The organism is Burkholderia sp. LK4, from assembly GCF_001043615.1.
Lineage (GTDB): Bacteria > Pseudomonadota > Gammaproteobacteria > Burkholderiales > Burkholderiaceae > Burkholderia > Burkholderia cepacia.
Window position 1 is genome coordinate 1 of record NZ_LDUL01000021.1, and the last position, 14,239, is coordinate 14,239.

At 63.7% G+C, this 14,239-nt stretch carries 10 protein-coding genes and 2 pseudogenes; 6 read left to right on the forward strand and 6 right to left on the reverse strand.

Features of this window, described 5'->3' with window-relative positions:
- Positions 1-62: 62 nt before the first annotated feature.
- Positions 63-932: a DMT family transporter gene (locus VK92_RS11640; RefSeq protein ID WP_048023361.1), complete on the reverse strand. Its 870-nt coding sequence runs from the start codon at positions 930-932 to the stop codon at positions 63-65.
- A 214-nt stretch (positions 933-1,146) separates the two neighbouring features.
- Positions 1,147-1,332: a hypothetical protein gene (locus VK92_RS11645; protein ID WP_021161156.1), complete on the reverse strand. Its 186-nt coding sequence runs from the start codon at positions 1,330-1,332 to the stop codon at positions 1,147-1,149.
- A gap of 208 nt (positions 1,333-1,540) precedes the next feature.
- Between VK92_RS11645 and VK92_RS11650 the strand changes: the two genes are divergently transcribed.
- The gene (locus tag VK92_RS11650; RefSeq protein ID WP_021161157.1) at positions 1,541-2,299 is read left to right on the forward strand and encodes a DeoR/GlpR family DNA-binding transcription regulator; all 759 of its coding nucleotides are present in this window, start codon (positions 1,541-1,543) and stop codon (positions 2,297-2,299) included.
- Positions 2,300-2,404: 105 nt separating this feature from the next.
- Positions 2,405-4,198 carry a phospholipase D-like domain-containing protein gene (locus VK92_RS11655; RefSeq protein ID WP_048023363.1) on the forward strand — a complete coding sequence of 598 codons (1,794 nt, stop codon included), beginning with the start codon at positions 2,405-2,407 and terminating at the stop codon, positions 4,196-4,198.
- A 75-nt stretch (positions 4,199-4,273) separates the two neighbouring features.
- On the opposite strand, the gene VK92_RS11660 is transcribed toward VK92_RS11655, so the two are convergent.
- The 3 genes from VK92_RS11660 to VK92_RS11670 form a co-directional block, all read right to left on the reverse strand.
- Entirely contained in the window at positions 4,274-4,948 is a 675-nt protein-coding gene (locus VK92_RS11660; protein ID WP_011353990.1) for a TetR family transcriptional regulator, read from the reverse strand.
- 113 nt (positions 4,949-5,061) lie between these two features.
- Positions 5,062-6,330 carry an NAD(P)/FAD-dependent oxidoreductase gene (locus VK92_RS11665; protein WP_048023366.1) on the reverse strand — a complete coding sequence of 423 codons (1,269 nt, stop codon included), beginning with the start codon at positions 6,328-6,330 and terminating at the stop codon, positions 5,062-5,064.
- 154 nt (positions 6,331-6,484) lie between these two features.
- Positions 6,485-8,065, reverse strand: a complete 1,581-nt coding sequence (locus VK92_RS11670) for an amino acid permease (RefSeq protein ID WP_048023369.1) — start codon at positions 8,063-8,065, stop codon at positions 6,485-6,487.
- Between the two features lie 633 nt (positions 8,066-8,698).
- Here VK92_RS11670 and amaB point away from each other — a divergent pair.
- Positions 8,699-10,210: an L-piperidine-6-carboxylate dehydrogenase gene (gene amaB / locus VK92_RS11675; RefSeq protein ID WP_021161161.1), complete on the forward strand. Its 1,512-nt coding sequence runs from the start codon at positions 8,699-8,701 to the stop codon at positions 10,208-10,210.
- Between the two features lie 148 nt (positions 10,211-10,358).
- Here the strand turns inward: amaB and VK92_RS39835 are convergent.
- Positions 10,359-10,864: pseudogene (locus tag VK92_RS39835) on the reverse strand (transposase); the annotation flags it as partial.
- A gap of 549 nt (positions 10,865-11,413) precedes the next feature.
- Here VK92_RS39835 and VK92_RS41690 point away from each other — a divergent pair.
- From VK92_RS41690 to VK92_RS42885, 3 genes and pseudogenes are all read left to right on the forward strand, one after another.
- Positions 11,414-11,872, forward strand: a complete 459-nt coding sequence (locus tag VK92_RS41690) for a hypothetical protein (RefSeq protein ID WP_131723360.1) — start codon at positions 11,414-11,416, stop codon at positions 11,870-11,872.
- A gap of 380 nt (positions 11,873-12,252) precedes the next feature.
- The gene (locus tag VK92_RS41695; protein ID WP_131723359.1) at positions 12,253-12,732 is read left to right on the forward strand and encodes a hypothetical protein; all 480 of its coding nucleotides are present in this window, start codon (positions 12,253-12,255) and stop codon (positions 12,730-12,732) included.
- 4 nt (positions 12,733-12,736) lie between these two features.
- Positions 12,737-14,239 (forward strand): annotated as a pseudogene (locus VK92_RS42885) (calcium-binding protein); the annotation flags it as partial.

Here is a 14,239-nt window from a genome sequence, read left to right on the forward strand (position 1 = left end):
CGACACCGACACCGACACCGACACGTGCACCGGCCCGGCCCGGCCCGGCCCGGCGGCGCGCGTCAGCGCCGCGCGAGCACGACGCCCACCAGCGCGAGCGCGAAGCCGGCGAGCTGGATCGCCGCGAGCGTTTCGCCGAACAGCCAGTAGCCCTGCAGCGCGGCCAGCGGCGGCGCGAGGAACAGCAGCGACGTCGCGCGCGCGGCGTTGCCGCGGCGCAGCATCCACATCAGCATCGTGACCGCGCCGCCCGACAGGAACACGACGCCCCACACCAGCGACACCCACAGCGCCGGCGCGCCGATCCAGCGGGTTTCGTGTAGCAGCGCGACGAAGACGGCCGCGACGATCGCCGCGCCGAAATTCTGCACGGCAACCGCCGTGCGCAGGTCGCTTTGCGCGAGCTTGCCCTTCTGGTACAGCGAGCCGGCGGTGATCGACCCGACCGCGAGCACCGAGACGGCGACGACGAGCCACGCAGGCGCGGCGCCCGGCGCCGACGCGACACCGCCCGTCACCTTCGGCGTGAGCACGAGCGCGACGCCGGCGAGCCCGAGCGCCATCCCGAGCCAGCCGCGCGCGGGCAGGCGCTCGTTGAACAGCGGTACGGCGAGCACGGCGGTGGCGAGCGGCTGCAGCGCGCCGAGCAGTGCCATGACGCCTGCGTTCAGCCCTTGCGCGACGGCCCAGTAGCTCGCGCCGAGATAGACGCCCTGCAGCAGCGCGCCCGCGATCAGGTGGCGCGGCCATTCGCGCCGGGCCGGCCACGGCGCGCGCGCGACGAGCGCCACCGTGCCGAACAGCGCGGCCGTGCCCGCGAAACGCGCAAGCAGGAACAGGTTGGGATCGGCGTAGGGCTTGATGGCCCGGGCAACGATGAAGCCGGTGGACCAGAGTGCGACGAAAGCGGCGGCGACGAGCGAGGTCAGCATGCATGGCGGGCCGCGATGCGGCCGGACAGAATCGTGAAGTCGGCCAGTATCGGGGGAAGCGATGCCGGCGTCTTGTCGAATCCTGCACTCATGCGGCGTGCCGAATGTGCGCCACGTGCACCACGTGCGGCCGTCGGTGCGGGCCGGTCGGTGCCGAGGGAACGGGACGAGCGCCGCCCGGCGTGCGCAGCGGAAGGGCGTGAAGCAGCGGAGATCAGTCGATCGAGAACGTGTCGAGCGGCTGGTTGGCGCGGGCGTCGGTCGCGAAGCGCGTGGCGAGCTGTTCGTAGAGCCGGCGGGCCTCGTCGAGCGTCAGGTCTATCCAGTACGGATCGCCGGCCGCGTCGTTGAGTCGTTCGGGTGGAAACTGGATTTCGATCACACTGCCTTTGCGATACATGGCGCGAGCCCCTTTGCTTGGTCTGTCGTTCGGCGAAGCGCAAAGTGTAGCAACCGGCGCCGCGCCGATTCGCGCGCGTCGGGCAATACAGAATTTCGCTTTCGGGAAACGCGGCCCGCCCGGCGTCCCGCCGCCGTCAAATGCCGGTCAAACGGCCGTAATACAATGGGCGGCTTACCCATTACCAGTCGCCTCGGGCGCACACGCGATGCTGGCGGAACAACGTCATCAATTCATCCTGTCGGAGCTCGGACGGTCGGGCGCATTGTCGGTCGCGGAACTCGTCCGCTCGCTCGACGTGTCGCGCGAGACCGTGCGGCGCGACCTGAACGCACTGGCCGCACGCGGCCTGCTCGTGATGACGCACGGCGGCGCGCTGGCCGCGGATCGCCGTGAGCCGAGCCTGTCGGAGCGCGAAGCCGCGAATGCCGAAGCGAAGCGCACGATCGGGCGGCGCGCAGCCGAGTTCGTGCCCGACGATGCGTCGGTGCTGATCGATTCGGGCAGCACGCCGCATGCGGTTGCACTCGCGCTCGCCGACCGGCACCGGCTGTCGATCTACACGAACGACTGGCGCACCGCGTTCGTGCTCGCGCGACGCAACGGCAATCGCGTGACGCTGCTCGGCGGCGAGCTGTCCGACGACGAGGACGCCACCTTCGGGCTCGACACGATCCAGCAACTCGCGCAGTACCACGTCGATTTCGCGTTCATCGGCGCCGGCGGCATCACGCCCGACGGCGAATGCACCGACTACTCGCGGCTCGCGGCCGAGGTGCGCAGCCGGATGATCGCGGCGGCCGGCACGGCGATGATCGTCGCAGATCATTCGAAATTCGGCCGCGTGACGCCGGTGCGGATCAACGGCACGGCCGCCGCGCGCTATCTCGTGACCGAGCGCGCGCCCGACAAGGCCGTGCGCCGCGCGCTGACCGCGCGCGGGATCGAGCTGCTCGTGTGCGACTGACGCGCGCCGGACATACAAGGTTCATCGAACCGTCATTCCGCGGGAAGAACCGCCGTCAAGACTGACTCATTCACCTCGACCGGCCGCCAGGCCAGGGAGCAACGAATGACCGTCAGCGTGCGCAGCTATCTTTCCCCCACCTTGGTCCTGCTGGCCTTCGACTGGCCCGATGCGGCGTCGCGTGCCGATTTCCTCGGTTTCGCGATCCGGCGCACGCCGGGCTTCTGGTCGGCCGACGGCAAGACGCGCGCGCCGGACAGCTGGCTGCCGAACCGCCTGACGTTCGACGGCCCGGCCGCGCACACACAGGGCGACGCGCCGACCGACCAGGCGCCGATCCAGAAATTCATGTGGTGGGATGCGCGCATCGATCCGCAGGATCGCGGCGCGTCGTTTCGCTACGACGTGTATCCGGTCGTCGGCACGCCGGCGAATCTGCAGGTACTCGACGCGCAAGCCGGTGTGTGCGACGTCGTGCTGCCCGCCCATGTCGAGGACGGCATCGGCACGTGGTTCAACCGCGCGGTGGTCAGTTCGCAGGCGTTCGCCAAGCAGGTGGCGGCGCTGGGCCTCGCGCCGAATGCGGCGCCGAGCGACGCGCAGGCGCTGAAGCTGCGCACCTGGCTCGCGAACGACATGGAGCAGGTGTTCGCGGAGATGCTCGAGCCGGCATCGCGCGCGGCGTCGGCCGTCTATCACCTGACCGACACGCTGTGGGCGCTGCCCGCGTTCGAAGCGTTCGGGCGCACCCACGGTGAAGCGTCGCTCGCGATCGTCTACGACGCGCACACGAAGGCGCGCAAGGGCAAGCCGCCGCTACCGTCGCCGAACCAGCCGGCCGTCGACGCGCTGCAGGGGCTCGCGACGCTCGCGCCGCGCGACAGGACGCACATCATGCACGACAAGTTCATCGTGACCGATGCGGCGTCGAACCCGGCGCCCGCGCGTGTGCTGACCGGCTCCGCGAACTTCACGACCGAGGGGCTCACGGAGCAGGCGAACGTGCTGCACGCGTTCGATTCGCCCGAGCTTGCCGCGCTCTACAACGCGCGTGCGCATGCGCTGGCCGGGAATCCGCCGATCGCGGCGACCGCGCGGCTGTCGCCGGGCTGGTCGGAACCGATGACGATCGGCAGCGCGCAGGTGCGGCTCGCGTTTTCGCCGGAGCCGGCGGGGCAGCGCACCGAGATCGACACGATCGTCGCCGCGATCGCGGCCGCGAAGCATTCGGTGTCGTTCTGCCTGTTCATGCCGACCGACGCGGCGCTGCGCGACGCGTGCTTCGCGGCCGGCGACCGCGGGCTGATGATGTTCGGGCTGGTGAACAGGATCAACGCCGGCAGCGCGACGAAGGCCGATGCCGCGCAGCAGGCCGGCCAGACGCTCGATGCGGCGACGCTCGCGAACCTCGAGCTGTATCACCGCAGCCGCGACAACCGCGACGTGATCGATGCCGCGTATTTTTCGCCGGCCACCGTGCCGCAGGGTTTCGAGCCGGAATTGCGGTTGTTTCCGGGTGAACCGGCACCCGCCTTCCCGCCCGTCGTGATCCATCACAAGTTCATCGTGATCGATGCGGAGGGCGCGAATCCCGTCATCTATACGGGTTCGGCGAACATGAGCCGCAACTCGGAGCAGTACAACGACGAGAACCTGCTCGAGATCCGCGACCAGCGGATCGCGGCGATCTATCTCGCGGAATTCCTGCGGCTTTACGAGCACTATCGCGCGCGGGCATTGACGATCAATGCGAAGCAGCACGGCACGGGCACCGGCACGGGCACGCATGCGCGGCTCGCGCTTGCGCCCGATTCGAGCTGGGCGAAGAAGTATTACGTGGCGGGAAGCCCGGAAGAGAAGGCGCGGATCGCACTGGCGTCGGCCGCGCCGACGGACTGACCCACGAGAAGGCGACGGGCGCGGATATCGCGCGCCCGGTATGAGGCCGGCCGGGAAACCGGCCGCCGCCGTCGCTTATGCGGCGACGTAGCGCAGCACGGCGTCGGCGATCGTGTCGCGATGCCGGGCGCGCAGGCGCGGCGCCGACGGGTCGCGTCCGAACGCGGCGCCGAACGTGTAGCGGTTCGACACGCGGTGGAAGCAGAACGAGCTGATCAGCAGGTGCAGGTCGAATGCGTCGATGTCCTTGCGGAACGCGCCGCTCGCCGCGCCGCGCTCGACCAGTTCCTCGAGCGTCTTGATGATGCTGACGTTGCGGTTCTTGAACGACTTGAGCTGTTCGAGATACTTCGCGCCGTGGATGTTCTCGATAGACACGAGGCGGACGAAGTCGCGATGCTTGTCGTGATAGTCGAACGTGAATTCGACGAGGCGGCGCATGCCTTCGCGCGGCTCCATGTCGCCGACGTGCAGCTCCTGCTCGAGTGCGCGGATGTCGCCGTACACCTTCTCCAGCACGGCCTCGTACAGGCCTTCCTTGCTTTCGAAGTAGTAGTAGAGCATCCGCTTCGTCGTGTTGGTACGCTCGGCGATTGCGTCGACGCGCGCGCCGGCGAGCCCCATCGCGGAGAATTCCTGCGTGGCGACATCGAGGATGTTGCGCTTGGTTTGCTCGGGATCGTATTTGCGCCGCGCATCGGACGGAAGCGCGCGGGTATCGGACGTGGCGGCCTTGCTTCCTGCTTTCATGTGACTTTATTGTGGCTTCGGCGGCGTGGAAAAGGCATTCTAGCATGCGGGAAATCCCCGCCCGGCCGACCTTCCGCTCTAATCGGCGGGGCGGTTCCGGCCGCCGCGGCCGCTCAGCGGCGGCAGGACGCGAGCGCGTCGCGGGCCTGGTACGCCGTGTACGTGAGCTGCGCAGCCGCGAGGCCCGCCAGCCCGAACGTGCGCGTGAGCCCGAACGCGTTGAAGCCTTCCGGCACCGGCCGGCCTTCGGCCAGTGCGGCCGCGAGCGCTTCGCCGGCGACCGTGGTCGGCGCCATCCCGTGGCCGCCGAACGCGATCGCGTGCCACACGCCGTCCGCGTCGCGGCCGATCTGCGGCATCTTGTGCCGCGCGTAGCTCATCAGGCCGCCCCACGCGTAGTCGACCTTCACGTCATCCAGTTGCGGATACACGCGCAGCAGGTCGCGCCGCAGCAGGCGGGCGATCGCGTCGGGGCCGCGGTCGAGCACGGAGATCCGGCCGCCCCACAGGATGCGCGTGTCCTTCAGCGGGCGGTAATAGTCGAACGCGAAACGCGTGTCGTAGATCGCGTACGGTGCGTCAATCGCGTCGGGCAGGCGCGTGCCGAGCGGCTCGGTCGCGATCACGTAGGTCGCGATCGGCAGCACCGCGCGCTCGATGCGCGGCGACACGCCGCGTGCATAACCTCCGCCGGCGAACACGACGTCCTTCGCGCGCACCGTGCCCTGTGCGGTGCGCACGACGTACCCGGCACCTTCGCGCGCGATGCCGAGCGCGGCCGAGCGTTCGTACACGCGCGCGCCGCCTCGCGATGCGGCCCCCGCGACGCCGAGCACGTACTTGAGCGGATGGAAGTGGAACGCGTTCGGCTCGAACAGGCCGCCGTAATAGCGCTGCGTCTTCAGCCGCTTGCGCAGCGCGTCCGTCGAAACGGGTTCCCAGTCGACGCCGAGTTCGTCCTTCATCAGCGTGCGCACGCTGTCGAGCCTCGAAGGATCGTCGAACCAGTTCGCGAGCATCACGCCCTGGTCGACGATGTCGCAGTCGATGCCGTAGCGCGCGATCCGCGCGCGGATCAGGTCGACCGCATCGACGGTGAGCCGGTATAGCCGGCGCCCCTCGTCGCGGCCGAGCGTGCGCAGCAGGTCGGCGTTGTCGAGGCTGTAGCCGCCGAAGACGAAGCCGCCATTGCGGCCCGAGGCGCCGAAGCCGACCCGTTCGCTGTCGAGCACGACGACGTCATGCACGCCGCGCTCGACCAGGCCGAGCGCCGTGCACAGGCCGGCGAGGCCGCCGCCGACGATGCAGACCTGCGTATCGATCGTGCCGGTCAGTTGCGGGTAGGGCTGGCGGGTAACGGTGGCTTCGTAGAAGTTCTGCATGCGATTTCGTTGACTCGTGACGGCGGAAAAACAGGCGGCGCGCGTCGATCTTGCCTGAACGCGCGCGCCGCGTCGAATGGGGGCGCGGGGCACCGGCTGTCGCGACTTGGCGGCGGCCGGTGCGAAGTGGGCTGGTGCGGGCCGATCCGCGCGGTCAGGTGCCCGGCGTCGGGCTGGCCGGACGGGCGATGTAGCCCGCGTAGCCGGTTTCGGCCTGCGGCGCGGTTTCGGGTGTCACGTTGCGTTCGATCCACGGCGCGATTTCCATGTCTTCGTAGCGCACGAGGCGGCATTTGCGCACGAGTGCATAGCCGAGCCAGATCGCGAGGAAGAACGGCAGGCCGATGTAGGTCGCGGCGACGCCCACCCAGTCGATCTTGTCGGAGAGGAACGCCTGGTAATCCTGGCCGAGCGCGACGACCGTGCACAACGCGAATGCGAACAGCGGGCCGAACGGGAACCACTTCGACCGGTACGGCAGCTGGTCGAGCCGGTAGCCCTGTTTCAGGAACCCCTTGCGGAACCGGTAGTGGCTGACCGCGATGCCGAGCCACGTGATGAAGCCGGCCATGCCCGACGTGTTCAGCAGCCACAGGTAGACCGTCTTGTCGCCATACAGCGACGTGAGGAAACACAGCGCGCCGACGGCCGTCGTCGCATACAGCGCGTTGCGCGGCACGCCGCCGCGCGACAGCTTCGCGAAGATCTTCGGCGCGCGGCCTTCGACCGCGAGGTTGTAGAGCATCCGCGTCGACGCGTACATGCCCGAGTTGCCGGCCGACAGCACGGCCGTCAGGATCACCGCGTTCATCACACCGGCCGCGAACGCGAGGCCCGCGTGGCGGAACACGAGCGTGAACGGGCTCACGCCGATGTCGGTCACGTCGCTCTTCAGCAGGCTCGGGTCGGTATAGGGAATCAGCACGCCGATCACGAAGATCGCGAACACATAGAACAGCAGGATGCGCCAGAAGATCTGCTTCACCGCGCGGGGGATCGTCGTGCGCGGGTTTTCCGATTCGCCGGCCGCGACGCCGATCATTTCGGTGCCCTGGAACGAGAAGCCCGCGATCATCGCGACGCCGAGCATCGTTGCCCAGCCGCCGGCGAACGGCGCGTCGCCGATCGTGAAGTTGCCCCAGCCCGCGCTCGGGCCGCCCTGCATGATCCCGAAGATCATCAGCAGGCCGACGCCGACGAACGCGAGCACCGTCAGCACCTTGATCAGCGCGAACCAGTATTCGGCTTCGCCGAAGCCGCGCACCGACAGCGCGTTGAGCGCGAAGATCAACGTGAGGAACAGCGCGCTCCACCAGACGCCCGGCACGTGCGGGAACCAGTAGTGCATCACGAGCTGCGCGGCGACGAGTTCGACCGCCAGCGTCACGGCCCAGCTGTACCAGTAGTTCCAGCCGAGCGCGAAGCCGAAACCTTCGTCGACGAACTTCGCGCCGTAGGTCGCGAACGAGCCCGACACCGGCATGAACGCGGCCATTTCGCCGAGGCTCGTCATCAGGAAATAGACCATCAGGCCGATCACCAGGTACGCGAGCATCGCGCCGCCGGGGCCGGCCTGCGAGATCGACGCGCCGGACGCGACGAACAGGCCCGTGCCGATCGAGCCGCCGATCGCGATCATCCGCAGATGGCGTGCCTGCAGCGCACGGTGGAGGGACGGCTTCGCGGGCGGCGAGCCGGACGGACGAGGCGAATCGGGGCGGGCATCTGAATGCATGGCGGGCGCTGGGCGCTGTCTCCGGGATTATTTTTCGGTGACGAAGCGCGACGCGTTGCCTGCTGCGGGCCGGGCAGCGGTGATGCGGTGCGAAAGCGCGCCGGTGAGCCGGGGCGCGGTGCGTGTCGCCTTCGTCAGGCGTCCGGCTGCCGTTGTGGCGGCCGGCGGCGCGCCGGGTGCGTTGCACCTCGACGTCGCAACGATTGTGTGTGCCCGATGCACGGCCGGCAAACGATATTTCCGCACAGGGTGATGCAGGATTGTCATCAACTTGCGTCGTGTCGCGATGTGTCCTCCTGCCCGTCTACGGGCTTTGGAAGCGTCCCGTATCGGCGCGCAAGCGCATCGGATCGGCATGCCGAGTTGTTGCGTTTTGGGAATGAAGTCGTGAGTTAATATCAATAGCGGCCCGACTTGTGGCCACCGACAATGTGTTTCATGGATCGTGCCTTGCGAGGCGGGAGCGCGCCGTCCGGCCGGGCTTCCGGCGGTGGCGCGGCGCAATGCGCCGCACGGCGCACCGGGCCTGCCGCGCGGCGCATCCGCTTGCACAGGGCGCGCGAACGCGCTCCAATCGAATCACGCGGGCGGCGCTGCCGCCGCACCGATCAATCTGTCCCTGAAGAGGAAGTGATGCAATTCAACGACATTCTTGCCGCGCTCGATATCGATCTCGCCCAGTGGAAAGGCAATGCGCTGACCGCACGTTCGCCGCTCGACGGCGCGACGCTCGCGACGCTGGCCGTCGACACGCCCGCCGACGCCGAGCGCAAGATCGACGCCGCGCACGACGCATTCCTCAAGTGGCGCACGGTGCCGGCGCCGGTGCGCGGCGAGTTCGTGCGCGTGTTCGGCAACGTGCTCCGTGAGCACAAGGCCGAACTGGGCCGCCTCGTCACGCTCGAAGCCGGCAAGATCACGTCGGAAGGCCTGGGCGAAGTGCAGGAAATGATCGACATCTGCGATTTCGCGGTCGGCCTGTCGCGCCAGCTCTACGGCCTGACGATCGCCTCCGAGCGCCCGGGCCACCGGATGATGGAAACGTGGCACCCGATCGGCGTGTGCGGCGTGATCTCGGCGTTCAACTTCCCGGTCGCGGTGTGGGCCTGGAACGCGGCGCTCGCGTTCGTGTGCGGCGATTCGGTCGTGTGGAAGCCGTCCGAGAAGACGCCGCTCACCGCGATCGCGTGCCACGTGCTGCTCGAGAAGGCGCTCCGCGAGTTCGAGAAGACGCATCCGGGCGTCGCGCCGAAGGGCCTGAGCCAGCTGGTGCTCGGCATGCGCGATGTCGGCGAGGTGCTGACGGCGTCGAAGAAGGTGCCGGTCGTCAGCGCGACGGGCAGTGTGCGGATGGGCCAGGAAGTCGCGAAGGTGCTGAGCCAGCGTCTCGCGCGCGGCATCCTCGAACTCGGCGGCAACAACGGGATGATCGTCGCGCCGAGCGCGGACCTGGATCTCGTGGTGCGCGCGGTCACGTTCGCGGCGGTCGGCACGGCCGGCCAGCGCTGCACGACGCTGCGCCGCCTGATCGTGCATCGCAGCCTGGTCGAGCAACTGCTGCCGCGCATCGAGAAGGCCTACGCGTCGGTGAAGGTCGGCAACCCGCTTGAAGAAGGCACGCTGGTCGGCCCGCTGGTCGATCGCGCATCGTTCGATGCGATGCAGAAGGCGCTGGGCGACGCACGCGAGCAGGGCGGCGAGGTGAAGGGTGGCGAGCGCGTCGACGTCGGTCACGCGGATGCGTATTACGTGCGTCCGGCCATCGTGCGGATGCCGAAGCAATCGGCCGTGGTCGAGCGCGAGACGTTCGCACCGATCCTGTACGTGATGGTCTACGACAACTTCGATGACGCGATCGAACTGCACAACGCGGTGCCGCAAGGCCTGTCGTCGGCGATCTTCACGAACGACATGCGCGAGGCCGAGCAGTTCATGTCGGCAGCGGGCAGCGACTGCGGGATCGTCAACGTGAACATCGGCACGAGCGGCGCGGAGATCGGCGGCGCGTTCGGCGGCGAGAAGGAAACGGGCGGCGGCCGCGAGTCGGGTTCGGATGCGTGGAAGGCGTATATGCGCCGCGCGACGAATACGATCAACTACAGCCGGCAGCTGCCGCTGGCGCAGGGTGTGAAGTTTGATGTTTGATGTCGGGGTGGCATTGGCATGTTGTTTGCGATGATTCCATCAGGCGACTGATGTAGCGTCGTAATCGTTTCAAGCGGGAAAGCCGGCCATACGTCGGCTCGGACTGCTGACGAACCCCACGTTTTTCGAAGCGTGGGGTTTTGTTTTTCTAGGAGCCGGCTTGGAGGATCGCGAGAAGCGAGTAGGCCGATGGGCTGCACAAACGGCTTACCAGGCACAGCAGGCCGCGTGCGAATAGCCAAGCGGGAACCCGCGGGCCCTTTTTTCCGCTGCCGTGCCGGCAGCATCGCAATCTTCTTGATGTTTTGTGCCATCGCGGCCAACAAGCACTGCTCGGCCACCTTGCGGAGCCCCCGCATGCGGGCATAACGGTGCCCATGCAGTTGCTTGGCATCGGCGAAGCTGCGCTCCATCGTCTCCTTGCGCCGCGCGTAAACGCGTTGACCCCACTCGGTTAGCCGCCTGGCGCCCCCTGCTCCTTGGCGCGCTCCCAGACATGGCGGGCCCCACCTTCACCGCGTTCGCACTGTTCGTGCACTGCGCCCGTACCGGGCAGCGTCGGGAGATCTGCGCGTTGGATTTGTATTCCCGGTAGCCGACCCGAATGGTCGTGCTGTAAGGCAATGCCTGGCCCTGCGGACACATGTATTCGTTGTTCAAGCGCGCGTCGCCAAGGTCAAGGTCGACAAATTCAGTTTCCGTCCAGCACGGTGTTTCCAGGGCCAAGGCATTCACGCAAAAAGTGAAAGTAAACGCGACGCGCCGAAAGTTTACAAGCCGGTGCCTATCGCATTGACCTCAAACGACTCACTCCGAACGCTCGAGCAACGGGCAGCGTATAAGCCGATGGCTCTTATAGGGGCTGCGAACTGGCTTGGGGGGGCAACGTGTCGATTTGCTGATGAGGTTGGGGCAGTGAGTAATCGGATAGTTACGAAATTGTTTTTGTTTTTAGTATGTGTCTGAAAATAATAACTTCCCTTGTTTTCTTTCAATTCTTTCTATATCTTTTGAGGGGCCGATGGAGGTTGGGCGGTGAGCTTGGGAAGGTGGGCAGGGGACTGATATGAACAGTGAGGTGATGTGAGTAGAGACACGATTCGTACAAAAAATATAGGGTTACTAATTTTAGTTGTTGGGATTACCTCGGCGTGCGTAATTAAGCCGGCAAGTGAACTGCCAATTCGGTCGCCGTATCAGTTCTTGAGTGATGTCAAAGCTGTTGCAGATTCGGGTGATCTGGAAGACGTAGGATTTGTTTCTAAGTTGATGAGGGTTGGCTATCAGCGAAATTCAAAGATTTCCGTCATCGGAGAGGATAATCGTTCTATCAAGGGGTATTCCATCAATGTGACGCGCTACGCATTTTCTAAAGAATATTATCGACATCGAGAATTTACTTATGACATATTCCAGACTAAAGGGAGTGATTCATTTAGGGTTTCGATATCGTTTCCGGTGGATTTTGAGGTGATCTGTATTGCGCCATACGACTTCATTGATGTATTTGACGATGTTGGGGGATATCCGATTATGGATATAAATGCGTTTATGATGTACGTGCGTGACAATGAGGGTGCAAAAACGAGGATTATTTTTCATATTTCAGGTAGTGGATGCGTCTCCCGAGTTGGTATTTACAAAAATCGACAGAATGCATGATGTGTGAGCGATGGTGGATGAGGCGCAAGTGTTTGTGAATACGCATCTGGTTGATTGCGGCAGTGCTGTCGATGACGTCATCGAGAAATAAGTTTTTGAGGTGCTGTTGAGGTGTTGTTGCTGTCGGCAAATTTTCACTTTACACATTTTCAGTGTGCTGATCGCTTGATTTGCTCCTGATGATATTCGGGTGGGCAGCCGTGCTATTGAAATTTTATGTCGTGTGTTAATCGCCTATTTAAACTTTTGAGTGAGGCGGCGGAAGGGTTTGCTTTTGTTGTTGGGCGGTGTTGGGGGATTTAATGGGTAGATTTATAATTTTACTTGGAGCGTTGGTCGCATTTGCGATATCGGCATGTGCCCCCCTTCCTGTGAATGAGATGCCTGTTCGTGAGCGACGGAAATTTCTTCAAGATGTAAAAAATATTGTTGATTCAGATAATCTGGCTGACGTTGATGCGGTCGGCAGGAGCTTGCGTGTCGATTTTTCAGTGACGGAGGATGCCAATTATATGGCGTCTGGAGCATCAACGGTGTTTGGACGCCGGCTGGTTCGGCGAGCCGAACGTCAGGCGAAAGAATTTGAAAAAGATTCGGCGGTTTATTACGGAATGTTCTTTGAAGGCGCCGGTGAGCCGATGAGGGTTCAAATTCGATTCAAATTGAATCCGGATATGGTGTGCGTGACGAATGTCGATCTGTTGGATGTTTTTAATGGCAAGGGTCGATATTTTGTCGGTTTCGGTGGGGAGTATATATATAGGGGTGATTCAACAGCGATCGTTCAGGCTTATTTTAGATTTGGCAGCGATGGGTGCCTCATTGAGGTGGGGTTGAGTCAGGGATTTGTGGGGAGATAGTGCTATGGTCATGATATCTGGTAGTGAAAAAATGTTTGCCAAGTTGCATCTCAATGCTGAGGTGATCGATCTTATCAATAAAAGTGACACTCTTGTGCGGCAATTGCTTGCATATGAGGCTGATGTAATTAGTGGGGCCGTCGGGGAAATGGAAGTCTCAAATGAGGGGCGTGGCATATTCTGGAGGCTAGATGGTTCCGGGATTGTCTTTTCAAAATATAACGGTGGAACTTATAAAGACCTCGACCCCGCAGTGTTTGTTGGTGTGCTCAGTCATGAAATCGGACATTACGTAAATCACAGTCGGGATCAGGCTCGTGAGCAGGAATACATGACGGGAAAAAAAGACGACTATCACTCGGCCGCAATGGTTGGAGTGACACGAGAGGCCGAGGCGGCTTATAACAATTGGGTGGTGGCCCGAGAAATCTCGAAAAAAGATAAGAGAGTGATTCCTGTATTGGGAGATCGAGAGGATGACGCTGCGGCCCCGGGGTTTAACATCAAGGATGCATTCACTAGGGTCTACGAAGCCAATGTTGGGAAAATAGCTGCCGAGGTGCTGGAGAGGATCATGCTCGAGGTGGCAGAAAACTACCTATCTCGGGCATATCCCGGGGCGAATCCGGATACGACATACTATGAGCAAAGCGGATCAGCTTACGGAGCGTCGGAAAAGCGGTTGTCTCAAGCGCCAGTTGTCGGAGAGAGTTATGTGCTGGATATGGCGACAGGTTTTATCATATCGACGAAGCTGATTTTCTCTACGGGCTCGACGCAAGTCAACGAGTACAACAGCGGGGTAATGAGTGCTGCAACATTATACGGCCCGACTGGCCAGATGATGGAGTATGTGAGGTACGCAGCGAATGGCGTCAAGCTTCAGGAAACTCGCTACACAGATGATGGCCGAATTGCCACCACGCGGACCGACATCAACAGCGACGGCGTGTTCGACAACATCAAAACAGAAACCCGCCTCGGCGAAGGCGCCAGCGTAATCCGCGAAGACACCAACGGCGATGGCGTTGCCGATCGCAATTTCGTCGTGAACGGAGGCCAGCGCTACGACCTGTCCAACGTCCGCGATGCTGCCTTTGCGGACAGCCTGCTGTCGCGATATCGCACAACAGGACTGCTGAGCGGCACGAGTTTCCTCGACCTTAGCCAGATCATTTCCCGAACGCTTACCTACGGGGGCCGGAACGATTACGGGTTCACGATGCCGCCCGGCTGGTACAACCCGATCGGTGCATTCTACGAAGCCAAAAGCGCTGCATTCGACAAAGCCGCTTCCATCGCCGACAAGACGCCTGTCCTGCTCGACGCGAACCGGTGGGGAGTAAGCGTCAGCGCGCTCCAGTCGCGCGACGCGAACCGCGACGGCAAATTGTCCGGCGCGGAACTGAACGGGCTGCAAGTCTGGATCGATGCGAACGAGGATGGTATCGGCGATGCCGGCGAATTCAGGTCGCTGGCCCAAGCGGGCCTGTCAGGAATTTCGTGT